Here is a 23,796-nt window from a genome sequence, read left to right as displayed (position 1 = left end):
TCTCTCCTATTTCACCGCACCAAAGGTTAAGCCGCGTACCAGCTGCTTCTGGCTGAACCAGCCCAGAATCAGGATGGGTGCGATGGCCATGGTCGAGGCGGCACTGAGCTTGGCGTAGAACAAGCCTTCCGGACTGGAGTAGCTGGCGATGAACGCCGTGAGCGGCGCAGCCTTGGCCGCCGTCAGATTGAGGGTCCAGAAGGCTTCGTTCCAGGCGAGGATGACGTTGAGAAGCAGGGTTGATGCGATGCCCGGCACGGCCATGGGCGTGAGCACGTGGATGATCTCCGCCTTGAGCGAGGCGCCGTCCATGCGCGCGGCCTCCAGAATCTCGCCGGGAATCTCCTTGAAGTAGGTGTAGAGCATCCAGATGATGATCGGCAGGTTGATCAGCGTGAGCACGATGACCAGGCCGGTGCGCGTATCCAGCAGGCCGGTGTCCCGGAAGATCAGGTAGATGGGAATGAGCACGCCCACGGGCGGCAGCATCTTGGTGGAGAGCATCCACATCAGCGTGCCGTTGGTGCGCTTGCCGGGTACGAAGGCCATGGCCCACGCGCCGGGAATGGCGATGATCAGCCCCAGGATGGTGGACCCCAGCGAGATGATGACCGAGTTGGCGAAGTGCAGGAAGTAGTTGGAGCGCGACTGCACTTCCACGTAGTTCTCCAGCGTCCAGTGGAAGTTGAAGAGCGCCGGGGGCGAGGCAATGGCTTCGAGCTCCGTCTTGAAGCTGGTGAGTATGGTCCAGAAGATGGGGAAGAAGATCAGTATCCCGATGATCCACGCCAGGGCCGAGAACAGCGCCTTTCTGGAAATGGGAATATCGCGTGCCATGCGTTACGCCTCCAGGTTCTTGCCGATCATTCGCATGAGGAAGATGGCCACGATGTTGGCCAGGATAACCGCGATGATGCCGCCGGCCGAGCCGCCGCCCACGTCGAACTGCAGCAGGGACTGCACGTAGACGAGGTAGGTGAGGTTTGTGGACGCGTAGCCGGGGCCGCCGTTGGTGGTCACCAGGATTTCCGCAAAGATCGACAGCAGGAAGATCGTCTGGATGAGGATCACGACGGTGATCGCCCGCATGATGTGGGGCAGGACCACGTGGATAAAGCGCTTCACGGCGCCGGCGCCGTCCATCTCCGCCGCTTCCAGCTGCTCCTGGTCCAAAGACTGGAGCGCGGTGAGCAGGATGAGCGTGGCAAAGGGCAGCCACATCCAGGCAACGATGATGATAATGGAGAGGAGCGGCGCCTGGGCCAGGAAATCGAACGGCGCCAGGCCCAGAAACTTTGCGATGTGGGCGAAGAGGCCGTTCACGGGGTTCATGAACATGTTCTTCCACACCAGGGCCGAGACCGTGGGCATGATGAAGAAAGGGGCGATGAACAGGATGCGCAGAATGCCCTGCCCCCAGAGCGGCATGTTCAGAAGGGTGGCCAGTGCGACTCCTCCCACCGTGGTGATCACCAGCACCCCGCCGACCAGCAGCAGGGTGTTCTTCATCGCTGCAAAGAAAGCCGGATCGGTCAGGAAATACTCGTAGTTGGTGAAGCCGATCCACTCGTGCATTCCCGGCATCAAGAGGTTGTAGTGCAGGAATGAGAAGTAGACTGTCATTGCAAGCGGGATGATCATCCAGGCGAACAGCAACAGCACGGATGGGGAGATCATGAGCCGGGCAATACGTTTTGAATGCGCAGTGGCCATATTGCTTGTCTCCGGTACTTGGTGGAAAAGCTGCCGGCGGGCCGGGCTGGCCGGCCCGCCGGGTGCGGATCACGCTACTTGATGTATCCTGCCTTCTTCATCTCGCGCTCGGCGAAACGCTGGGAGTTTTCCAGAGCCTGGTCCACGGAGATGGAGCCGGCGAGAGCAGCGGAGAACTGCTGGCCCACAGCCGTGCCGATGGACTGGAACTCCGGAATGGCCACAAACTGCGCGCCAACGTACGGCACCTTGTCCACCGTGGGGTTCATGGGGTCGGCGGAGTTGATGCTTTCCAGGGTCATCTGCGCGAACGGAGCCGCCTCCTTGTACTTCGGGTTCTCGTACAGCGAGGTGCGGGTTCCGGGCGGAACGTTGGCCCAGCCTTCCTTTTCGGCAACCATCTTCAGATAGTCCTTGGAGGTAGCCCAGGCGATGAACTTCTTGGCTGCCTCTTCCTTCTTGGTGCCGGCCGGAATGGCCAGGTTCCACGACCACAGCCAGTTGGTGCGCTTGCCCAGGCCGTTGTCCGGAGCGAGGGCGAAGCCGACCTCGTCCGCCACCTGGGACTCCTTGGGGTTGGTCACAAAGGAAGCGGCCACCGTGGCGTCGATCCACATGCCGCACTTGCCGGACTGGAAGAGCGCCAGGTTCTCGTTGAAGCCGTTGGAGGACGCACCCACCGGGCCGGCGTCCTTCATCAGGTCCACATAAAAGGTCAGAGTGTCTTTCCAGGCCTGGCTGTCCAGCTGCGGCTGCCAGTTCATGTCGAACCACTTGGCGCCGAAGGAGTCGGCCATGGCTGTAAGGAGCGCCATGTTTTCGCCCCAGCCGGCCTTGCCGCGCAGGCAGATGCCGTAGATTTCGTTGTCCTTGTCCGTGATCTTCCGCGCCGCGTCGCCGATAAAGGTCCAGGTCGGCTCTTTGGGCATTTCCAGACCGGCCTTCTTGAACAGGTCCGTGCGGTACATCACCATGGCGCTCTCGCCGTAGAAAGGCGCAGCGTACAGGGTGCCGTCGTAGGTGAGGGCGCTGCGGATGGAGGGCAGCAGATCGTCCACGTCGTAGTCGGCGCCCAGGTCGTTCAGGGGGAGCAGCCAGCCGCGCTCGGCCCAGATCGGAGCCTCGTAGTTGCCGATGGTCATCACATCGTACTGGCCGCCCTTGGTGGCGATGTCCGTGGTGACGCGCTGGCGGAGAACGTTTTCTTCCAGCGTGACCCAGTCCAGCTTGATGTCCGGGTTCTTGGAGGTGAAATCATCTGCAAGTTTTTGCATCCGGATCATGTCGCCGTTGTTGACCGTGGCGATCGTGATCGTGGTCTCTGCATGAAGGACACTGCACGTTGCCAGGAGCATGCCCGCGATTGCGAACAAAGACAAAATCCTCCGATACATGATGCTTCCTCCTGAGTTTGGGTGAGTTTGGTCCGTGGTGTAAAAACCATTGGATTGGTATTTTGTTACACGGCAAGCACTCCGGTTTATTCAAGCCAAACTGCGCGTCACGACGGTATGTGTGCAACGATTGTTGTATCTCTGTGTGTCTCTTCCTCTTGTAGATGATATCTTCACACGGCGTGGTTTTGTGTGGAGAAGTGGTAGAAGAACGGAAGGTTGGCCGCGCCCATTGCTTCCGCATCGCTTCCGAATGAGCCGGGCAACAACGTGGGAGGCGTTCTCGCTTCCGGCGCTGTAGATTCCAGCTCCCGTTCCAGCTTTGCTATGACCTGGCTGATGAATGCGTTGTTCAGGTCCGTGCCGAACACCACCACCGGGCTGTCCAGCAGGGCCGTGGACGACCAGATCACAGGTGCGAGCGCCGTAACGCAGTCGTCCATCCACTCGTTGACGGCGGCGTCCTGGCCGCTGACCAGAACGTTGACGTCGTCGAAGGAAAGTACCTCGTGGCCGCTGGCGTGGAGGTGGCGGATAAGCGTATTGATCGAAGCCCGATTGAGCAGGATGTCCCACTCGCCCTTGGGCTTTGGTGCGGAAGAAAGGCCCGCGGGCGGCACGGGCATCAGGCCGATGTCGCCGGCGTTGCCGTTGGAGCCGCGTATTGATTCGCCATTGATAACGATGGCTCCGCCTATGCCGGGACCGAGGAACACATAGGTATAGTCGTCGATCTCCCGGCCCACGCCATAGAAGAGCTCCGCGATGGAGGCTGCCGTGACGTCGTTTTCGCAGCTCACGGGAATCGAGGTGGCATCCTCTATCTGCTCTGCAAGATTGTACGTTCTCCATTGGCTGAAGTCCTCGTGCGGCAGTGAGAGCTCAATCAGCCAGCTGTCCAGGTTGTACGGCTGCGCAAGGCCGATGCCTGACAGGCGGCGGCGCTGAATTTGCGAAAGGTTATCCAATAACAAATTTACATCGTCGAGGATGATTTGCAAAGCTGTTTCCGGCTTTGGCAGTATCAGCTCGTGTGACAGGCGCGAAAGCACCGTGCCCTCGAAGTCGATGAGGATGGTCTGGATGAAGTTCCGGTCGACCCGGACGCCGATGCTGAAGGCGCCTTCGGGTTCGAGCTGGTAGAGGGTCGCGGGCTGGCCGCGCTGGCCGTCGTGCCGCTTGCCGGAGATCTTGAGCAGGTTTTTGTTGTGCAGGGTGGAAACTATGGAGCCGACCGCCGTGTTGGTCAGATTGGTCTGCCTCGCAAGATCCGCCTTGGAGGCTTCGCCCATACGGCGGACTACCTGGAGCACCCGCCGCTCGTTGTAGCGGGGCAGGAACTCGGGGACTGGTGGTTTTTTAGGCATCGGAACCATGCGCTCCCATGAAAACCCACAGCATAATTACTAAAATTAGTTCCATTACGTCATTCCCAAGACAGCGACATCAACGCTATTTCAGTAAGATATTTAATTTAACTAAGTTTAGTTTAACTATTACTCGATCTGTTCGAAACCAGTCAAGAAAAATGCACGCCTTCCCGTAAAATACCTAAACAAACGGCAACAGCTCGAATCAGAAGAACAAAAGCAGAGCGGTACGCAGGGCGCGGAAATCCGCGCTCCTTTTCGATGCAATGCTAGCGGGACGAGCAGGAAAAACCGTTGCAGGCCAGGAAGGAGAGCTCCGAAGAGCTAGGGATGCAGCAGCAGTGTGGCGGCGTGCAGAACAGGCGAGGGCAGCAGGCCGAGGCCAATCAACGCGACCATGACCAGGAAGACGGCGACGCCGCTGGAGACGATGAGCCGCTCGGCATTGTAGCGCGTTTGCGTGTCTTCGATGTACAGGGCGGCGAGGGCGCGGAGGTAGTAGAACACGGATACGGCAGCGCCGGCGATGCCGATGAAGGCCAGCCAGTCGTAGCCCCCCACGAGCGTGGCGCGGAAGAGCAGCAGCTTGCCGGTGAATCCGGCTGTGGGCGGCAGGCCGGCAAGTGCGGCCAGGCTGATGGCCAGCAAGGCGGCGGCCCATGGCCGCGCCCGGCCCAGGCCGTGCAGAGAATCCAGAGAATCGACAGCAACGTCCTTCTGCGAGTCGAGCAGCGTCAGCGCGCCGAACGCCCCGAGATCCATCACCGCCAGAGCCGCGGCGTAGTACATCACCGGTCCCGGGCCGGCCTCGCGTACGCAGAGAATGCCCATGAGCATGTAGCCCATGTGCGCGGCCGACGAGAAACCGAGCATGCGCTTGACGCTTGTCTGGACCAGGGCGGCCAGGTTGGCAGCCAGCATGGTCAGGGCGGCCAGGGCCCAGAGCATGGGCACGGTGGCCGGCCAGAGCGGCGGGTCCATGACCAGAGGCGGGCTCATGGCCAGGGCGATACGGAGCAGCCCGGCCGCGGCGGCGGCCTTGACGCTCGACGTCAGCAGCGCGGCGACCGGAGCGGGCGCGCCACGGTACACGTCCGGCGCCCAGAGATGGAACGGCGCGATGGAAAGCTTGAAGGCCAGCCCGGCGATGACCATGCCCAGGCCGAGCAGCACAGTGGCCGCGCCTTCCGGTTGCCCCAGGCTCGCGGCGATGTCCAACGTGCCGGAGCCGGCATAGATCAGAGCGATGCCGAAGAGCAGTACGGCGCTGGCCGTGGCGCCCATGGCGAAGTACTTCATGGACGCTTCGTTGCCGCCCGCGTCGGTCTTGCGCAACGCGATGAGCACGTACAGCGGCAGGGAGAGGAGCTCCAGGCCCAGGAAGAATGCCAGCCAGCTCCGGCCGCCGGCGAGCAGCAGGCCGCCCAGCAGCGCTGAGAGGAACAGGGCGTAGAGCTCGTCCTCGTGCGCATGGCCTTCGCGTTTGAGGTACGGGCCGAACAGCAGGAGGATGACCGTGCTCAAGGCGCACAGCAGCGGCAGGAAGTAGGCCGACAGGGGTCCCGTGGCCAGCATGGAGCGCAGTCCCGTGTTGACCGGCGGCGGACCCGGGTATGCGAGCAGGGCCATGGTTCCGGCGAGGATCGTCACGCACAGGGTGATGGCGTAGAGCCCCCGCGGCCATTTGAAGACCACGCCGAGCCCGAAGCACAGCAGGATGCCCAGGGTCAGCACCAGGTGCGGGGAAAAGATCAGTATATCGTTCATGGTCGATCCATTATCCGGGCCAATGCGCCGCCAGGGCGTCCAATGGCTGCTGCACGAGCTTGAGCAACAGCGACGGATGCAGGCCGACCAGCAGGACGGCCAGGGCCAACACCGAGAGAATCAGTATTTCGCGACCGTCGAGATCGGTGGCCGCGGCCGCGGCGTCTCCCCCGCTCAGGCGTCCGGGAGCGCCCAGCACGGTTCCCTGCAACAGCCGCAACACGTAGGCGAGGCCGACGACGATGCCGCAGAAGGCCAGGGATGCGCCCACCGGATAGACCTTGAACGAGCCGATCATAATGAACAGCTCGCCCACGAAGTTGGACAGTCCGGGCAGCCCGGCAGAGGCCACGGCGAAGAACATGAAAAATCCGCCGAACAGGGGCATTGTGCTCCACAACCCGCCGAAGTCCGCCAGCTCGCGGGAGTGGAAGCGCTCCGCCAGCATGCCCACCATGACGAACAGCGCGCCGGTGGTCAGGGCGTGGCTCACCATCTGCACCACAGCGCCGGAAAGCCCCAAGCGGTTGTGGGCGAACATGGCGAAGATGATCAGCCCCATGTGCGCCACGCTGGAGTACGCCACCAGTCGCTTGGCGTCGCGCTGGGCCAGGGCTGTCCACGATGCGTAGAAGAGCCCGGCGAGTCCCAGTCCGGCCAGCCACGGCGCGGCCGCGGCGAGTATGTCCGGGAACAGGGGGAGGGCCCAGCGCAGGATGGCGTAGGCCCCGGTCTTGAGCAGCACGCCGGCCAGCAGCAGGCTGCCCGCGGTGGGCGCCTGGGTGTGGGCGTCCGGCAGCCAAGTGTGTACCGGCAACAGCGGCGTTTTCACGGCAAAGGCCAGCATGAAGGCCACGGCGCAGTAAACCTGCAACGCACCCTGCACGGGCACGGCGCTCAGGGCGGCCAGGGAGATGTCCTGACCGTTGATCATCAGCCAGATAACGGCCAGCAGCATGGGCAGGCCGCCCACCATGCTGAAGACAAAGAACTTGAGCGCGGCGTAGCGCCGTTTCTCGTGGCCGTAGCGGCCGATGATGAAAAACATGGGAATGAGCTGCGCTTCCCAGAAAAAGTAGAAGAGCAGCAGATCGCGCGCCAGGAACACGCCCACGGCCGTGCTCATGGAGGCCAGGAGCAGCGTGTAGAACGCCGCCGTGTCCTCCTGGATCTCCTTCCATGAGGTGAGCATGCCCAGCACCACGAGCAGGGCCGTGAGCAGGACGAGCAGGTAGCTCAGGCCGTCCATGCCCAGCGAGTACTGCACGTGGAGCGAGGGTATCCAGGCGAATCGCTCGGTAAGCTGCATGGGCCCGGACCAGCCGTAAAGCGGGATGACGCCCAGGACCAGCACAAGCTCGATGAGCGCGGTCAACAGGCAGATGAACCGGGCCTGCGCAGGGTTCCGGCGGAAGAACAGACCGGCCATGCCGCCAAAAAGCGGCAGGAAGATGAGGGTGGTGAGCAGCGGGAATACGTGCACGGTCTTTCCTTAACGTATGCCTACGGCGGCCACGATGACCAGCATGATGACGAGCCCCAGCAGCAGCCACAACAGATAGGAGGTGAGCTTGTCCTCGCCCCAGCGCCTGGCCCTGTTTCCGGCGCGGACGGCAATGCCGCCCAGGCCGAGGGCGGCGCTGTCCACACCCCCGTCCTCAACATTTTTCCAGATAAGATCCGCCGCGGCGCGGTAGGGCCGGGCGACATATGTCATGTACAGATAATCAAGCCCGAAGCCGCGCTGCATGGCCGCTGCGAGCCCCTTGTCGGCAGCCGGTTTCCTGATCCGCCAGGGACCGTAGATGAAGAGGGCGATGGCGAATCCGACCAGGGCCAGGGACCCGTCGATGAGCTCGGCCATGGAAGCGAGATGTTGATCCGGGTGCTCCATCACCGGGCCGGCCAGGTTGCCCAGCACGTGGTCGAGCCAGTGGGGCGGGATGCCGAGCTGCATTGCGACGTGCTCCGGCATGTTCAGCGCGCCGGCCACCACGGAGAGCAAGGCCAGCGGCCACAGCACATGGAGCATGGCCGGGGGCGTTTTTTCCGTTTTGGTATCCGGCTCCAGGGCCGGCTTGCCGGTAAAGGCCAAAAAGAAGACGCGGAAGCTGTAGAGGGCCGTGAGCAGCGCGGTCACCGTGCCGGCGGCCCAGACCGCCATCCAGATGGGGGGGCCGTGCACGGCTGAGGTCAGCGCGTGCTCCAGAATCGTCCCCTTGCTGAAGAATCCGGCGAATGGCGGCAGCCCGGCCAGGGCGGCGGCGCCGCAGAAAAAGGCCAGGGCCGTGCCGGGAGCGATCTTGCGCACGCGCGCGCCCATCTTGAAGATGTCGTGCTCCTCGTGCAGGGCCTGGATGACGATGCCGGCGACCATGAACAGCAGGGACTTGAAGAAGGCGTGCACCAGAAGGTGGAAGAAGCTGCCGTTGGGGTCGCCGATGCCCACGCCGATAACCATGTAGCCCACCTGGCTGATGGTGGACCAGGCCAGCACGCGCTTGATGTCGTGCTGGGCCAGGGCGGCGCAGGCCGCGAACAGAGCGGTCAGCGCGCCGAGCGCGGCGATGACCTCCATGGTCAGCGTGGAGAGTACAAGCATGGGGAAGAGGCGGATGAGCAGGTAGACGCCGGCCGTGACCATGGTTGCGGCGTGGATCAGGGCCGAGACCGGTGAGGGGCCGGCCATGGCGTCCGGCAGCCAGACGAGCAGGGGAAGCTGCGCCGACTTGCCTGCCGCTGCCCAGAGGAAGAGCAGACCCACCAGCGTTACGGTGGCCGGGGCAAGGGTTCCGGTAGCGCCGAGGATATCGGCGATGCCCAGGCTGTTCGTGGCGTAGAAGAGCACAGCCATCGCTGCGATGAAGGCCACGTCGCCCACCCGCGTCACCAGAAACGCCTTGCGGCCGGCCATGACGCGCGAGGGATCGGTGTACCAGAAGCCGATGAGCGCGAAGGAGCAGAAGCCCACGCCCTCCCAACCCATGAAGAGGAAGATCAGGTTGTCGGCCAGGACAATGACCTGCATGAAGAAGACGAACAGGTTCAGGTAGCAGAAATAGCGGACCCAGCTCTCATCGTCGCGCATGAAGAAGTACGAGTGCACATGGATGATCAGCGAGACAAAGGCGACCATGGTCGCCATCACGGCGGCCAGGTGGTTGTACAGCGCGGAGAAGGAGGCATTCAGACCGGCCACGGAGAACCATGTGAACAGGTGGATGGTCTGGGTTGTGGAGCCGGACTCCGCCAGCGCGGACCAGCCGGCGATGGCTCCGGCCAGGGACCCCGCCACGCAGAGGCAGGCCAGCACGCCGGAGAGGCGGCGCGATATGGCCCGGCCCGCCAGGGCCAGCAGCGTGGCTCCCAGAAGCGGCGTGAAGAGGATGAGGCATATGAAGACGGTCATGCGTTCATCCTTTGAGCCTGGTCAGGGCGTCGGGGTTGAGGTTCTTGGTCCGCCACCAGATGTTGAACACCAGGGTCAGGCCCACGGCGATCTCGGCCGCGGCCGCGGCCATGATGAACAGCACCATGCCCTGGCCCGTGATGTCCCACCAGCGCAGCGCTCCGGCTACAAAGGCCACGCCGGCCGCGTTGAGCATCACCTCCACGCCGAGCAGGATCATGATCAGGCTGCGCCGGGCCACCACGGTGACCAGCCCGATGAGGAAAAGCACCGCCGCGAAGATCAGCACATGCTCCATGGGAACGATCATTGCCCGTCCTCCTCTGCCGACTGGGGCTTCACCGGCTCGGGTTCCGGATTGCCGGCAGCCTCAGCCTTCAGGCTCTCGCCCCAGTGTCTGGGCTGGTCGGCCCGAACGAGCGGCAGCCCCAGGTAGCGCGCGCCGGCCAGGGCAACGAAAAGGAGCAGGGAGACGGCCTCCACCGCGGGCCAGGCATTGCCGAAGACCCACGCGCCCAGTGCATGGGGCGAGACCCTGCCCAGCTTGAGCATGGGCGTGTTGGCAGGGTCGAAGCTGATCAAGGCCATGCAGGCCAAAAGCCCTACGAGGCCGTAGACCGCGGGCCAGAACAGCCGGCGGAAGATGCGCCACTTGGCCATGGCCTCCACCTGCTTGGACTCGCTGGGGTCCTGCGCCATGAGCATGATGGCGAAGAGGAAGAGCACCATGATGGCCCCGGCGTAGATGATGACCTCGAACCCGGCCAAGAGGGGCGCGCCTAGGAGCAGGAAGATGAGCGCCGTGCCGATGAGCGCGCCCACCATCCAGACCACGGCGTGCACGAGCACACGGCGCGTGACCGCCATGATCGTGCAGCCGAGCGTGATGGCTGCGAGGGCGTAGAACAGCATTGCGTAAATGCTCATGGCAGGTTGCTCTTGTAGTCCACGGGCGATTTCTCACCGGGATGTTCGCCGCGGGGGTACTTCTCCTCGACCCCGGCGTGCTTGTAGAAGTCGTACTCGTTGTTCTTGCCGCCGTGGTTCACCAGCAGGTCTTCCTTCTCGGCTACAAGCTTGAGCGGGGAGTCGGCGCAGTACTCGTAGTTGGGCGTAAGCTGGATGGCCAGCGTGGGGCACGCCTCCTCGCACAGCCCACAGTAGATGCAGCGGGCGAAGTTGATCCGGAACCACGGGGCGTAGCGCCGTCCGTCCTCGCGCGTGCCCGCCTGCATGGAGATGCAGCTCACCGGGCAGGCGGCGGAACACAGATAGCAGGCCACGCAACGCTCATCGCCGTCGGGCGTGCGGGTGAGGATGATGTGCGCCCGCGACCGTGGCGGCAGCTTCTTTCTCTCCTCCGGATACTGAATCGTGATGGGGTGGGTAAACATGGCGCGCAGGGTCTCGCCATATCCGTAGATCAGCCCGCGCGTGCCCTCCCCGGCGTCTTTCAGCATCTCGGTGAGACGTTTCAGCTTCGTGTTCATCATCACTTTCCAATCTGTCGGGTCGGGCTACTCCGGACCGGCCGAGGGTTCCTGCCCGCCCGATTCTGTCGTGGAGACATCCGTGCCGCGCCGTTGCAGGCGGTACTGAAAAATCTGGAACGCGATCAGCGGCGGCAGCAACAGGGCCGAGGTCCAGGTGAGAAACACCAGCGCCTCCCTGGATGCCGCGAAGTCCGCAGCGCCGGGCGTCTGCATGGCGAAGCGGGCCGTGCCCGCGCAGGCGGCCAGGGCCACGCCCACAACAACGAGAGCCCAGGGAACCTGGGAGCCCCGCCAGCTTTTCTGCATGCTGACCGTCATCAGCACCAGGGCCGCAAAGGCTACGGCGGCGAGGGACATGTATAACCCGTGCAGCTCCGCGGCGTCGATTCGCCACGCCGCCAGCATCTGCCGGCAGATGTACGTGGCAAAGACCAGAACGCCGACCGCGCCGGCCATCATCGACCGTCTGGCCATGGGGCGCAATGGGTGTTCGTCGTCCAGCTCCTTCAGCAGCCAGGCGCCGGCGGTGAGCAGAGCGGTGAAGATAAGGAAGAGCACGGTCGGCAGGACCTCGGGCCGGACGAAAGCGGACAGGCCGGCCAGCCTGGAGCCCGGCGCCGGAGCGCCCACGATGAGGGTTCCCAGAATAAGTCCCTCGGCCACGATGGCCGCCAATGCGCCGCATCCGGCAAAAAGGCGCGAGCGCCTGGGGTTGGCCGCATGGTGGCGGTACTCCAGGCCGATGCCGCGCATGGCCAGCATGGCCAGCAGCACGATGACGAGCCCGTAGAGCCGGGAAAGGACCTCGCTGTATAGAACGGGGAACGCGCCGAAGAGCGTGCCGCCGAGCACCACCAGCCAGGTCTGGTTGGCGTGCCAGATGGTGTCGATGGAGCCGAGCAGGGTTTCGGAGTCCTTGTCCGGCGTGATCAGCGAGAGCGTGCAGACGCCAAGATCGATGCTGCCGAGGCCGATGTGCAGGAAAAGCAGCCCCGCGGTCAGCACGAACCAGAGGTCGATGAGAGTCGCGTGGCTCATGTCGGCCTCCCGGATTCAGGCTCGTCTGGCGCCTGGTCCGTTTCCGGCCCCTTGCGCAGGATGCGCACGGAGAAGACGCAGAACAGCGTGATGAAGAACACGGCGGCCAGGGCGAAGTAGCCCAGGGAAATGCTCACGGCACCGGCCGTCAGCGGGGACGAGGCATCGTCGGTGCGCAGCAGGCCGTATATGATCCATGGCTGTCGTCCCACCTCGCGCATGATCCAGCCCGTCCAGATGGCGATGATGGAGAAGGGGGCCAGCCAGATGAAGAACTTCATCAGCTTGCGTTGCCTGGCGGCGTGAATGGGCGTCAGCCTTCCCTTGTACCAGGTCCACACGGCCCACAGAGCCACGATGATCATCAGCGTGCCGGTAAAGACCATGATCCGGAACGAGTAGAAGATCAGCGTGATGGGCGGCCGTTCGTCCTCGGGGATGTCCTTGAGTCCGGTGACCCGGCCAAAGGGGTCGTGGGTGGCCAGTATGCTGAGCACGAAGGGGATGCGCAGCTCCACGTAGTTGCGTTCGGCCTCCGTGTCCGGCCAGGCGAAGATGGACCAGGCCGCGCCTTCGCCCGGCTTGTTCGTCTCCCAGAACGCCTCGGTGGCGGCCAGCTTGGCCGGCTGATATCGGGCAACGGTTCTCCCCGAAAGATCACCAGTGAAGGCCTGCAGCAAAGAGAAGAACAACGCCGCGGCCACGCCGGCCTTGAAGGCGCGCAGATAGAACTCGGAGTGGCGGTGGCGCAGGATGTGCCAGGCGCTGACGCCGCAGATGATAAAGGCCGTGCTGGTCAGGCACGCCAGCCACATGTGCGGGAAGGAAGCGAAGATGTCGGGGTTGAAGATGGCGGCCAAACGGTCCGTCACCTGGTACACGCCGTCCACCATGCGCCCTCCTCCGGAGGGCGTCTGCATCCAGGAGTTGGCCACCATGATCCAGAACGCGGAAATTGACGCGCCAAGGGCCACCATGCCCGTGGAGAACAGGTGCATGCCAGGGGAGAGCCGCTTCCATCCGGCCACCATGAAGTAGAGGAAGATGGATTCCAGCATAAAGCCGGACATGGTCTCGACGGAGAGAATCTGGCCGAGGAAGTTGCCGCTTGCGACGGAAAAACGGGACCAGTTGGTGCCGAACTGGAACTCCAGGGGCACGCCGCTGATCACGCCCATGGCAAAGGCCAGCAGGAAGAACTTGGTCCAGAAACGGGCCTGGCGGCGCCATTCGACATTGCCCGTCTTGACCCAGGCGAGCTCGGCCGCGAAAATGAAAATTGACAGGCCTATGGTTAATGCTGGCCATATGATATGGAACATCGTGGTCAGCGCAAATTGTATGCGCGACAGGAGAATATGATCTGTTAGCAGATGTTCCATGAGTCGTTTTCCGTTTTGGTGCTGTGCGCACTCTTTTCGGGTGGCTTCGCTGTTCCGAGGCTGCGTGTTCCGTTCACCTGGCAGTCGGCCGCCGAGTGGCTCAGTAATTCGGCAACGCTGTATTTACAGAAGCAACCCTAATTATGTGCTGAAAATAAGGCTATCATGTCAAGTTCGTTCATGCCATCCTTTGGCGCGACATTCTGACCGGAGAGTACCCTACCACAACGGGCAGGGGGGTACGAAGGTTTTTACATAGACGAAAAGTCTGGTATAGCAAATTGGTTGGAATATGCTACGAATGAAATCTCCGGTCTAGAGAAGGATGCATACAATGCAGGCAACTCCGGAAATGGCAATCACTGGTTTCAGCTCCTGGGAGCCCGGCGCGCTGTCCCTCGGCGTGTTCTTTTTCCTGGCGGCAGGGCTTGTGGCGACCATTCTGGTGCTGACCGTCGTTATCACCAGGCGGAAGCCAGAAGGCCAGAAAGCGCTGCCCTACGAGTGCGGCATCATTCCCACCGGCACGGCCCGGCTGCGCTATCCGGCTCCGTTCTGGCTGGTGGCCGTCTTTTTCCTGCTGTTCGACGTGGAGGCGGTGTACGTGGTTTCGTGGGCCGTTTCCTTCACCTCGCTGAGCTGGGCAAGCTGGGCCCAGATAACATTTTTCATCGGCGTGCTGCTGCTCGGACTTTTTTGGGTCTGGCGAAAAGGAGGCCTCGAATGGGGTATGACGCCGAAGCGTTGACCAAAGCTGTCGAGGCCGCCGTGCTTGGGGATGCGGAGGCCGTGCGCATGCTGCCCGAGCGAGCCAGCCTGGGCGACGTCCTCGTGAACTGGTGCCAGATGAACAGCCTCTGGCCCCTGTTCTTCGGGCTGTCCTGCTGCTTTATCGAGCAGGCCACCGTGTTTACCGGCGTGTACGACATCGCGCGTTTCGGCGCCGAGGTGCTGCGCGGTTCGCCGCGCCAGGCCGATCTTCTGGTGGTGTCCGGAACGGTCTTCAAAAAGGTCGCGCCCATGGTCACGCGCATCTACGAGCAGATGTCCCGGCCCAAGTGGGTCATCTCCATGGGCTCCTGCGCCAACACCGGCGGCATGTACGACGTCTACAGCGTGGTGCAGGGCGTGGACCAGCTTATTCCCGTGGACGTGTACATCACGGGCTGCCCGCCGCGGCCGGAAGCCCTGATGTACGGTCTCATCACCCTGCAGGACATGATCAAGCGCAAGAACCGGCCGCTCAAGCCGGTGCTCGGCCTGTCCGGCGGCCAGCTGGGCGGACGCGACGATATTCTGGAAGTGGGCGTCAGCAAGGATCGCGATACGCGCGGGCCGGGCATGCAGGGCATTCCGGTGCGCGGCACCTCCGTCACCCCGCCGGGCTTCGCCGGCAGCCGCTCCGAGGAGATGTGGACACCGCCGCCGCCCGTGCTGGAGTTCTCGGCGCGGCAGACGGTGCTGCGCAAGGCCATCGAGGAACGCTTCGGTGAGCTGGCAACGTGGCGCGAGGACCCGGTGGACATGCCCACGGTGACCGTGTCGGCGGACCACGTCGTTGACGTGCTGAAGTGGCTCAAGCACGAGTCGCCCGTGAAGTATGAGCGCTTCGAGGACCTCACCGCGGTGGACGAGAGCACGAGAAAGGTTCCGGTGGAGCACGACTTCACCCTGGTCTACACCCTGACCTCCCTGAGCGCGGTGGAGCGCCTTCGCCTGCGCGTGCCCCTATCCGGGGCCGAGCCCGAAGCGCCTACGGCCACATCGGTCTGGGCCTGCGCCAACTGGTACGAGCGCGAGGTCTGGGACATGTTCGGCATCCGCTTCGTCGGCCACCCGGAGCTGCGCCGTCTGATCATGCCCCGGACGTGGCCGGGCCATCCCTTGCGCAAGAGCGAGCCCCACAGGGCCACGGAGATGGCGCCGTATCTGGAGGAGGACGTTCTGCGCATGCAGCCCGAGGACGCAGGCGAGCTGCTCCGTCGCCTGCACGCCACCTCGCCCACCAAACGCGAGTTCGTGCTCAACATCGGTCCGCACCACTACAGCACCCACGGCGTGGTGCGTTTCGTGCTGGAGCTGCACGGCGAGGAGATTGTGGACATGGCTTCGGACATCGGCTTCCACCACCGCGGGGCCGAGAAGATCGCCGAGCACCAGTCCTGGCACCAGTACATTCCCTACACGGACCGGCTCGACTATCTGAGCGGCGTTGCCAACAACCTCACCTATCTGCTGGCCATCGAGAAGCTGTGCGACATCACCGTGCCGGCGCGGGCGCAGTGCGTGCGGGTCATGCTCTCCGAGTTCTTCCGGCTCTCCAACCATCTGCTCTGGCTGGGAACCATGGTGCAGGACCTGGGCATGATGACGCCCGTGTTCCACACCTTCCGGGAGCGCGAGCAGGTTCTGGACATCATCGAGACCATCACCGGAGCCCGCCTGCATCCGGCCTGGCTGCGCATCGGCGGCCTGGCCATGGATCTGCCCGAAGGCTGGGACACGATGGTGCGGGACTTTGTCAGCGGTTTCCCCAAAAGAGTCCGCAGCTACCACCGCCTGATTTCCGGCAACCCCATCCTCAGAGCCAGGATACGGGGCATTGGCCCTATCACCCTGGAGGACGCCATCGACCATGGCTTGACCGGGCCGAACCTCCGCGCCTGCGGCAAGGAGTGGGACCTGCGCAAGGTGACGCCGTACTCCGGGTACGAGCAGTACGATTTCGACATCCCGACCCGGGAGGATGGCGACTGCCTGGCGCGCTATGAAGTGCGTTTCGAGGAGATGCTGCAGAGCAACCGGATCATCTCCCAGTGCCTGGAGGGGATGCCATCGGGACGGCACATCTCCGAGGATTACCGCTATTGCATACCGGACAAGAAGGACACGCTCGAAGACATCGAGAGCCTGATACACCATTTCATCAACGCCACGCGCGGGCCCAAGGTGCCGGCCGGCGAGGCGTATGCAGTGACCGAATCGCCCCGCGGTGAGCAGGGGTTCTACATCGTGAGCGACGGCGGGAACATGCCGTACCGGCTGCACATGCGCTCCGCCGGCTACCCCACCGTGCAGGCCCTGCCCCTCATGACCATCGGCCATCTTTTGCCGGACTTCATCGCCATCATCGGTTCGACGGATTACATCGCACCGGATCTGGATCGCTAGGGAGACGAGCATGCTGCTGCCGGAAGAGCTGGAAACAGAGATACAAACCATGGTCCGGGAGGCCGAGCATGTCGAAGAGAAGCTCATCGACATCATATATCTGCTGCAGAACCATTTCGGCTGCTTTTCCGACGTGGCCCTGGGCCATGCCTCGCGCCTGACCGGCAAGACCACCGTGGAGCTGGAGGAGCTGTGCACCTTCTACGACTTCATCTACCGCAGGCCGGTGGGCCGCTTCGTGATCCACGTCTGCGACGGCGTTGCCTGCTGGATGCACCACGAGAACAGCCTGTTCCAGTACCTCTGCGACAAGCTGGGCGTAGGCGTGGGCGAGGTTACGGAGGACGGGCTGTTCACGGTGCTGCCCACGGCCTGTCTGGGCAACTGCCACAATGCGCCGGCCATGCTCATCAACGGCAAGCATTACGGCAGGCTGACCCCGAAAAAGGTGGACGAGATCATCGACGAGCTGCGGGAGAACGCCGACAACATCATCCAATGCCTCTGCAGGTAGCGCCATGAGTGAACGTGTACTGCTGAAAAACATGCGCTCGGACTGCGGTCCGGTGGGCTTCGACGAGTACCGCCAGCTCGGCGGGTACGAGGCGCTGGAGCGCGCGGTCCGCACCATGACCCCGGATGAAGTCATTAATATGGTGACAGAGTCCGGCCTGCGGGGCCGCGGCGGCGCGGGTTTTCCCGCCGGCCGCAAGTGGGGCTTCGTGCGCAAGGACGCGCCCCATCCGCGCTATATCCAGTCCAACACCGACGAGATGGAGCCCGGCACCTTCAAGGACAGGGTCCTGGTCAACACGGACCCGCACCTGGTCATCGAAGGCATCACCATGGCCGCCTATGCCGTGCAGGCCGACGTCGCGGTGTTCTTCATCCGGCCGTCGTACAACGACGATGCAGAGCTCATCGAGCGCGAGCTGTCCGCGGCGCGTGAGGCCGGCATGCTGGGCAAGAACATACTGGGCAGCGATTTTTCCTTCGACATCGAGGTGCACCGCAGCGCTGGGCGCTACATCTGCGGCGAGAGCTCGGCCCAGGCCAACGCCATCATGGGCAAACGGCCCAACCCGGACAAGACCGGCCATATGACCAGCTCCGGCCTGTGGGGCATGCCCACCGTGGTCAACAACGTGGAGACGCTGGCCCACGTCCCGCACATCATCCGCAACGGGGTGGAGTGGTTCAAGGGCCTCGCGGCCACGCCCACAGGCGACGGCACCAAGCTGTACTGCGTGAGCGGCGAGGTGGTCGATCCCGGTTGCTACGAGCTGCCCATGGGCACCCGCCTGGGCGACATAATTTTCGAGCATGCAGGCGGCATGCTGCCCGGCGCGGAGTTCAAGACATGCATTCCGGGCGGCGCGTCCACGAGTTTCGTCACCCAGGCCCAGCTCGCAACGCCCATGGACTTCGACTCCATGAAAGCCGCCGGCCTCTCCCTTGGCACCGGCTCCATCGTGGTCTTCGACAAGAACACCTGCCTCGTACAGGCTACCATCAATATCCTGACCTATTTTGCGCGGGAGTCGTGCGGCTGGTGCACGCCGTGCCGCGACGGAATCCCGTACATGCTCAGCCTCCTGCAGGACATCGAAGCCGGCGACGGGACCGAGGCGGACGTCAAGCGGCTGGAGACGGTGGCCGCGGGCATGGCCCACGCGTACTGCGGCTTTGCGCCGGGAGCCGCCTCCACGGTCAAGGGGCTTCTGCGCAGCTTCCGCGACGAGGTGCGCGAGCACCTGGACGGCCGCGGCTGCCCCTTCGGCGACATGGAAAAACCAAAACCCGGGGACTGGAAGGTTCTCGACAGGGATGCGTCCTGACCGGATCGCCGCGCGCTGATCCGGAAGACCTGAACGTTGGAGAGATATCGTGCCCAAGCTGACCATCGACGGACGTGAAGTGGAGGTCGAGGCCGGAACCAAGGTCATCGACGCCGCCGAACGCCTGGGCATCAAGATCCCGCGCTTCTGCTACCACAAGTCGCTGGGCGCGGTCGGCGCCTGCCGCATGTGCGCCGTCAAGTTTATCGAAGGCCATAAGAAGGGGCTGGACATGAGCTGCATGGTGGATGCGCGCGACGGCATGGTCGTCTCCACCAACCATCCGGAAGCCATGGCCTTCCGCGCCCAGGTCATCGAGTGGCTCATGCTCGACCATCCGCACGACTGCCCCATCTGCGACGAGGGCGGCCACTGCCTGCTGCAGGACATGACCGTGTCCGGCGGCCACGGACTCCGCCATTACCGCGGCAAGAAGCGCACCTACGAGAATCAGTATCTGGGCCCGCTCATCCAGCACGAGATGAATCGCTGCATCCACTGCTACCGCTGCGTGCGGTTCTACCGCGAGTACGCCGGGGGCACGGACTACGGCACCTTCGGCATCGCCGGGCGCGTCTACTACGGCCGGTTCGAGCCGGGCCGGCTGGAGAGCCCGTTCTCCGGCAACATCGCCGAGATATGCCCGACCGGCACGCTTACGGACAAACCTTCGCGCTACCGGGCGCGGCGCTGGGACCTGGAGCGAGCGCCGAGCGTGTGCCTGCACTGCTCCCTGGGCTGCAACACCACGGCCGGGGTCCGCTACCGCGAGGTGCTGCGCGTCGAGGCGCGCGAGAACATGGACGTCAACGACGCCTTCCTCTGCGACAGGGGCCGGTACGGTTTCGGCTACGCCTCGCAGCCGGAGCGTCCTCGGCAGGCCCTGGTGGACGGTGCGCCCGTGGATGTCGAAAACGCAGCGACCGAGGCGGCGCGCAGGATTCGCGCGGCGATGGATGCGCACGGCCCGGACGCCGTAGCCGTGTACGCCTCCCCCCGCTGCAGCCTGGAGGATTTCGCCTCCCTCCGCGGCCTGACGGATGCGCTGGGCATTGCCCCGCCAGCGTACTTCCCTACCATTTCAGAGCGCTCCGCCTGCCATGAGGCCGCATCCCATCTGGATCGCGAGATAGCCTGGGACCTCGGCCAGGTACGACAGGCCGACTTCGTGCTCGTGCTCGGCGCGGACCCGTTGCACGATGCGCCCCTTTCCGCGCTGGCCATCCGCCAGGCCCAGCGCGCCGGCGCCAAGGTCGCCGTGCTCGATCCGCGTCCGGTGGACACGCTCTGCGACGCCACGGCAATTCCTGTTGCCAGGCATTTCCTGCCGGCCACGGCGGCGTGGCTGCTCGCATTGACCTTCCCGGACGGCGAGTCCGGCTTCGACGGCGAGTGCCGGGACTTCTGGCGGGAGCTGCAGGCCCTGGACGACGGCATGAACGAGGACATCGCCAAATTGGAGGCCGTTGTCGTCTCCGTGGCCCAGGATCTGGCCAGGGCCAAGCGGCCCGTGGTGGTCTGCGCCGGGGAGACCATGCCCGCCGGATGGATCACTCTGGCCGCCGGCATGGTGCGGCTGCTGCGGCACGCCGGTGCGGACGCCGGGCTCTGCTGCCTGCTGCCGGAGGCGAACTCCCTGGGCGCTGCCCTTGCCGACTCGCCGGACGGCCGCAGCCTGGAAGACATTCTGATCGCGGTCGAGGGTGGCTCGGTCAAGGCGCTGCTCTGCGTGGGCGATGACCCCTTGCAGGAGTTCCCGCGCACCCAGTGGGCGCAGAGCTGCATGGACAAGCTGGAGCTCTTGGTGTGCATGGACTGCCTGCCTTCCGACACCTGGAACAAGGCGGACGTATCCCTGCCGCTGACCACCATTTTCGAGTCCGGCGGCTGCTACGTGAACAGCCTGGGCATGATGCAGCGCGCGGCTCCGGTGTTTAAGGGCGGCACGCCGGTGAAGCAGACCGGCGGCGGCAGCCATCCGCCGCGCGAATTCACGACGGAAATTCCAGGCAGCGATCCGCGCTCGGCCTCTCAGTGGGCAGAGCTGATGCGCCGGAAGCTGAACCTGACGATGCAGAAGACGCCTTCGGCCGTGGAGACAGGGCCGGCTTTTTCCCTGATGCATGAGGCCAGACCCGATCACGCCGTGCACGTGCTGCCGCAGCGGGCCGAGAAGCCGTTCGGCATGCTCGCGCCCCTTGCCGAGTACGTGGTGGAGGGGCCGGAAGAAGTCATCGTGGGGCGGCGAATCTTCGGGTCGGACCCGCTGGCCAACCAGGGCGTGCTGGGCAGGGAACTGATGCCCGAGTCGGAAATATTTCTCCACACGGCGAGCGCCGAAGCCATGGATCTGGCCGACGGCGATATAATACTGCTGCCGCTTGTGGGCGGCCTTGCCAGGGGCGTGCTGCGGACCAGCGAGCGCATGGCCCGGAACACCGTGGTGCTGCCGCGCATCCCGGATTCCGGCTGGAAGTTCGTGGGCGGCGTGACCGCGCCGTTCCCTCTGCAACGGATATGGAAGGAGCAGGGCGAAACAAGCGCCGAGGAGCGCTCGGATAAGGTCCTTGGCGCAAGCTGTCCGGGAGATGACGTATGATGGGCGCAGATTTCCTGCTCGGCCTGATTGTGTTGGTCATTAAGTGCGGGGTGGTGATGATGGTGGTAATGACCATCGCCGCCTATCTGGTCCTGTTCGAGCGCAAGCTGCTCGGCCGCATACAGCTGCGCTACGGACCGAACAGGGTGGGACCGTACGGGTTGCTGCAGTCCCTGGCCGACGGCGTCAAGCTGCTGCTCAAGGAGGACCTCATCCCGGAAGGCGCGGACACGATTCTCTTCCTCATTGCGCCGGGCCTCCTGACCTTCACTACCCTGGCGGTCTTCGCGCTGGTTCCATTCGGCGGGAACATCCACCTTTTCGGCCATACGGTACCGCTGGTGATCAGTGACATGGACATCGGCGTGCTCGTCTTCCTGGCGCTCTCCTCCATAGGCGTCTACAGCGTGGCGCTGGGCGGCTGGGCCTCCAACAGTAAGTTCTCGCTCATCGGCGCCGTGCGCGGTGTGGCGCAGATGATCAGCTACGAGCTGCCCCTGTCCCTGTCCCTGGTGCCCGTGTTCATGATGGCCGGCTCCCTGAGCCTGACCGACATCGTCAACGCGCAGTCCAGCTACCCGTTCATCGTGGTGCAGCCCGTGTCGGCCGCCATCTTCTTCATCTGCAGCCTGGCCGAGTCCAAGCGGATTCCCTTCGACATTCCCGAGGGCGAGAACGAGCTGCAGGCCGGCTTCCACACCGAGTACAGCGGCATGCGCTTCGCGCTGTTCTTCCTTGGCGAGTACGTGAACATGATCCTTTTCGGGGCGCTGATGGCCGTCTTCTTCCTGGGCGGCTGGCGGGGGCCGCTCCTGCCCGGACCAATCTGGCTGCTCATCAAGATCGCTATCGTCCCATTCCTGCTGGTCTGGACGCGGGGAACCATGCCGCGGATGCGCTACGACCACCTTATGCACTTCTGCTGGAAGGTGCTGATGCCTATCGCGCTGGCCAACATCGTGGTCACCGGGGCTGTGATGGCCGCGCTGGGCTAGATTCTCATCCGGTTGGGGCTCAGCTGTTATGATAGCTCCGGCCAGTCATCGCGGCATTCAACAGACAGCCTTCCGCAGACGCACGCGTCGCCCGAGTCTCGCAAAAAGTAATCGCCCGGAGCCGATACATGGGTACGGCTCCGGGCGATTGTTTTATTGAGGGATGTGACTGCTTAGCCCTTGGGGTTGATCCGCGCGTACCGTTTCAGCAGCTTGCCCAGCTCTTTATCCCTGCGTTTCGCTTCCAGGTCAGTGGGGGATGCCTGGCGGCGTTCGATGCGTTCGGCCTCACTGCGCAGCTTCAGGAATGAGGCGTAGCGCTCGGGCGTGAGTTCGCCGCGATCCATCGCCTGCTTGACGCCGCAGCCGGGCTCGGCCTCGTGGCGGCAGTCCCGGAAGCGGCAGGACGCGGCAAAGCGCTCCACATCCGCAAAGAGATCGCCCACGCCGTCCTCGCCCGTCAGACCGAAGGCGCGCAGACCGGGCGTATCGATGAGCAACCCGCCGCCGGGCAGCGGGAACAGCTCGCGGTGCGTGGTGGCGTGCCGGCCGCGGGAGTCTGCTTCCCGCACGGCGGCAGTGCGCTGCTGTTGGCTGCCGAGCAATCGGTTGACGAGGGTGGACTTGCCCGCGCCGGATGAGCCGAGCAGCACGGCGGTGACGCCCGGCGTGAGGAGTCCGCGCAGCTCGTCGACGCCCTGACCTGTGCGCGCGCTGAGCGCAAAGGCGTATGCGCCGGGCACTGCCGACATGACCTGCGACAGCTCGCGGCGGCAGTCCGGGCGCAGGTCCGCCTTGGTCAGCACCACCACGGGCTCGGCGCCGGCCCCGCGAGCCAGCGCGGCCCCACGTTCCAGGCGCCGCGGGTTGAAGTCGTGATCCAGCCCTGCGGCGAGAAGCACGAGGTCTACATTGGCGGCCAGAGGTTGCTGCGCGCCGCCGGAAGGATCGAGCCGGGACAACAGGGTGCGCCGTGGCAGGATCGCCTCGATGCGCGCCGCGCCGAACTGTGCTTCGGAATGCGTGTCGGCCTCGACGCAACCGTTGTGGGGGAGGTCTTCGAGCCGCGCTACGATCCAGTCGCCCACCACGGGCAGGCCGCCGGGGCCGAGGGACTCGTGCCGCAGCCTTCCGGCCAGCACGGCGCAGGCATAGCCGCCGGCATGCATGAGGAGGTAGCGCTCCCGCTCGGCGCGCGCCACACGCGCAGGCGCAAGGCCGCTAAGGTTCAGGGAATCGAAAGGCGTTGAGAAAAAGGACGACCAGCCAAGGTCGATGAGGTCGTAAAACGACATGGTGTAGCTCCATGGAAAAAGGCCGCAAGAAAACGCCCACCGCAAAAGCTTGCGGCGGCAGTGGCCAGGGGACATCGGGGTCCGGGTATGGAGCTAGGCAAGATCCAACATAAGTCAGGAATGCTACTACGATTTCGTGCACCCCTTCGTCAAGCGCCGGGATCTGAACGCGGGGGGCTCAGGCCCGCTTTTGCCCGCCGGCCCGGCGAGGGGGAGTGGCGGTACGCCTGATTGGTTCATCCCTGGCAGTGCTTCCAGGTCTCCGTGAAAGCTCCTGCCCTGGCGTTGCAGGAAGCCATAGTTGAAGGAACTGCAACGCATGCACTGAGTGC

Annotated in this window: 19 protein-coding genes; 6 read left to right on the top strand and 13 right to left on the bottom strand. The window is 64.0% G+C overall.

What is annotated here, in order from left to right:
* Positions 1-6 precede the first annotated feature (6 nt).
* The 12 genes from E8L03_RS11720 to E8L03_RS11665 form a co-directional block, all read right to left on the bottom strand.
* Positions 7-837, bottom strand: a complete 831-nt coding sequence (locus E8L03_RS11720) for a carbohydrate ABC transporter permease (protein ID WP_171267456.1) — start codon at positions 835-837, stop codon at positions 7-9.
* A 3-nt stretch (positions 838-840) separates the two neighbouring features.
* Positions 841-1,713, bottom strand: a complete 873-nt coding sequence (locus tag E8L03_RS11715; RefSeq protein ID WP_144305427.1) for a carbohydrate ABC transporter permease — start codon at positions 1,711-1,713, stop codon at positions 841-843.
* A gap of 74 nt (positions 1,714-1,787) precedes the next feature.
* Positions 1,788-3,107 (bottom strand): ABC transporter substrate-binding protein, encoded by a 1,320-nt coding sequence (locus tag E8L03_RS11710; protein ID WP_171267455.1) that lies wholly within the window; start codon positions 3,105-3,107, stop codon positions 1,788-1,790.
* Between the two features lie 173 nt (positions 3,108-3,280).
* Positions 3,281-4,474, bottom strand: a complete 1,194-nt coding sequence (locus E8L03_RS11705) for an ROK family transcriptional regulator (RefSeq protein WP_216367899.1) — start codon at positions 4,472-4,474, stop codon at positions 3,281-3,283.
* Between the two features lie 327 nt (positions 4,475-4,801).
* Positions 4,802-6,244 carry an NADH-quinone oxidoreductase subunit N gene (locus E8L03_RS11700; protein ID WP_171267453.1) on the bottom strand — a complete coding sequence of 481 codons (1,443 nt, stop codon included), beginning with the start codon at positions 6,242-6,244 and terminating at the stop codon, positions 4,802-4,804.
* 10 nt (positions 6,245-6,254) lie between these two features.
* Complete coding sequence (locus E8L03_RS11695; protein WP_244963518.1) at positions 6,255-7,727, bottom strand: complex I subunit 4 family protein; 1,473 nt, start codon at positions 7,725-7,727, stop codon at positions 6,255-6,257.
* Positions 7,728-7,736: 9 nt separating this feature from the next.
* Positions 7,737-9,653 (bottom strand): NADH-quinone oxidoreductase subunit L, encoded by a 1,917-nt coding sequence (nuoL, locus tag E8L03_RS11690; RefSeq protein ID WP_171267452.1) that lies wholly within the window; start codon positions 9,651-9,653, stop codon positions 7,737-7,739.
* Between the two features lie 4 nt (positions 9,654-9,657).
* Positions 9,658-9,963: an NADH-quinone oxidoreductase subunit NuoK gene (gene nuoK, locus E8L03_RS11685; protein ID WP_144305423.1), complete on the bottom strand. Its 306-nt coding sequence runs from the start codon at positions 9,961-9,963 to the stop codon at positions 9,658-9,660.
* The gene (locus E8L03_RS11680) at positions 9,960-10,580 is read right to left on the bottom strand and encodes an NADH-quinone oxidoreductase subunit J family protein (RefSeq protein WP_171267451.1); all 621 of its coding nucleotides are present in this window, start codon (positions 10,578-10,580) and stop codon (positions 9,960-9,962) included. Before E8L03_RS11680 ends, nuoK begins: the two co-directional genes overlap by 4 nt.
* Complete coding sequence (gene nuoI / locus E8L03_RS11675; RefSeq protein WP_235896593.1) at positions 10,577-11,143, bottom strand: NADH-quinone oxidoreductase subunit NuoI; 567 nt, start codon at positions 11,141-11,143, stop codon at positions 10,577-10,579. The genes E8L03_RS11680 and nuoI overlap by 4 nt, the downstream gene beginning before the upstream one ends.
* Positions 11,144-11,170: 27 nt before the next feature.
* Entirely contained in the window at positions 11,171-12,184 is a 1,014-nt protein-coding gene (locus E8L03_RS11670) for a cytochrome d ubiquinol oxidase subunit II (protein WP_171267450.1), read from the bottom strand.
* On the bottom strand, positions 12,181-13,566 hold the full coding sequence (locus E8L03_RS11665) for a cytochrome ubiquinol oxidase subunit I (RefSeq protein WP_171267449.1): 1,386 nt from the start codon (positions 13,564-13,566) through the stop codon (positions 12,181-12,183). Before E8L03_RS11665 ends, E8L03_RS11670 begins: the two co-directional genes overlap by 4 nt.
* A 334-nt stretch (positions 13,567-13,900) precedes the next feature.
* Here E8L03_RS11665 and E8L03_RS11660 point away from each other — a divergent pair, with 334 nt between their 5' ends.
* Genes E8L03_RS11660 through nuoH form a run of 6 tightly spaced genes read left to right on the top strand, consistent with a single transcriptional unit; the run spans position 13,901 to position 22,169 of the window.
* Positions 13,901-14,314: an NADH-quinone oxidoreductase subunit A gene (locus E8L03_RS11660; RefSeq protein ID WP_144305419.1), complete on the top strand. Its 414-nt coding sequence runs from the start codon at positions 13,901-13,903 to the stop codon at positions 14,312-14,314.
* Positions 14,290-16,737 carry an NADH-quinone oxidoreductase subunit B/C/D gene (locus tag E8L03_RS11655; protein WP_216367898.1) on the top strand — a complete coding sequence of 816 codons (2,448 nt, stop codon included), beginning with the start codon at positions 14,290-14,292 and terminating at the stop codon, positions 16,735-16,737. The genes E8L03_RS11660 and E8L03_RS11655 overlap by 25 nt, the downstream gene beginning before the upstream one ends.
* A gap of 10 nt (positions 16,738-16,747) precedes the next feature.
* Entirely contained in the window at positions 16,748-17,251 is a 504-nt protein-coding gene (gene nuoE / locus E8L03_RS11650; protein ID WP_144305418.1) for an NADH-quinone oxidoreductase subunit NuoE, read from the top strand.
* Between the two features lie 4 nt (positions 17,252-17,255).
* On the top strand, positions 17,256-18,575 hold the full coding sequence (locus E8L03_RS11645) for a complex I 51 kDa subunit family protein (RefSeq protein ID WP_144305417.1): 1,320 nt from the start codon (positions 17,256-17,258) through the stop codon (positions 18,573-18,575).
* 49 nt (positions 18,576-18,624) lie between these two features.
* Positions 18,625-21,174, top strand: coding sequence for an NADH-quinone oxidoreductase subunit NuoG (gene nuoG, locus E8L03_RS11640; RefSeq protein ID WP_171267448.1), 2,550 nt, complete (start codon positions 18,625-18,627; stop codon positions 21,172-21,174).
* Positions 21,171-22,169: an NADH-quinone oxidoreductase subunit NuoH gene (nuoH, locus tag E8L03_RS11635; protein WP_328592848.1), complete on the top strand. Its 999-nt coding sequence runs from the start codon at positions 21,171-21,173 to the stop codon at positions 22,167-22,169. Before nuoG ends, nuoH begins: the two co-directional genes overlap by 4 nt.
* A 173-nt stretch (positions 22,170-22,342) precedes the next feature.
* Here nuoH and rsgA read toward each other — a convergent pair whose 3' ends face one another.
* Positions 22,343-23,464, bottom strand: a complete 1,122-nt coding sequence (gene rsgA / locus E8L03_RS11630; protein WP_171267447.1) for a ribosome small subunit-dependent GTPase A — start codon at positions 23,462-23,464, stop codon at positions 22,343-22,345.
* Positions 23,465-23,796 lie beyond the last annotated feature (332 nt).

The organism is Oceanidesulfovibrio marinus, assembly GCF_013085545.1.
Taxonomy (GTDB): Bacteria; Desulfobacterota; Desulfovibrionia; order Desulfovibrionales; family Desulfovibrionaceae; genus Oceanidesulfovibrio; species Oceanidesulfovibrio marinus.
This window is presented reverse-complemented; position numbering and strand designations above follow the sequence as displayed.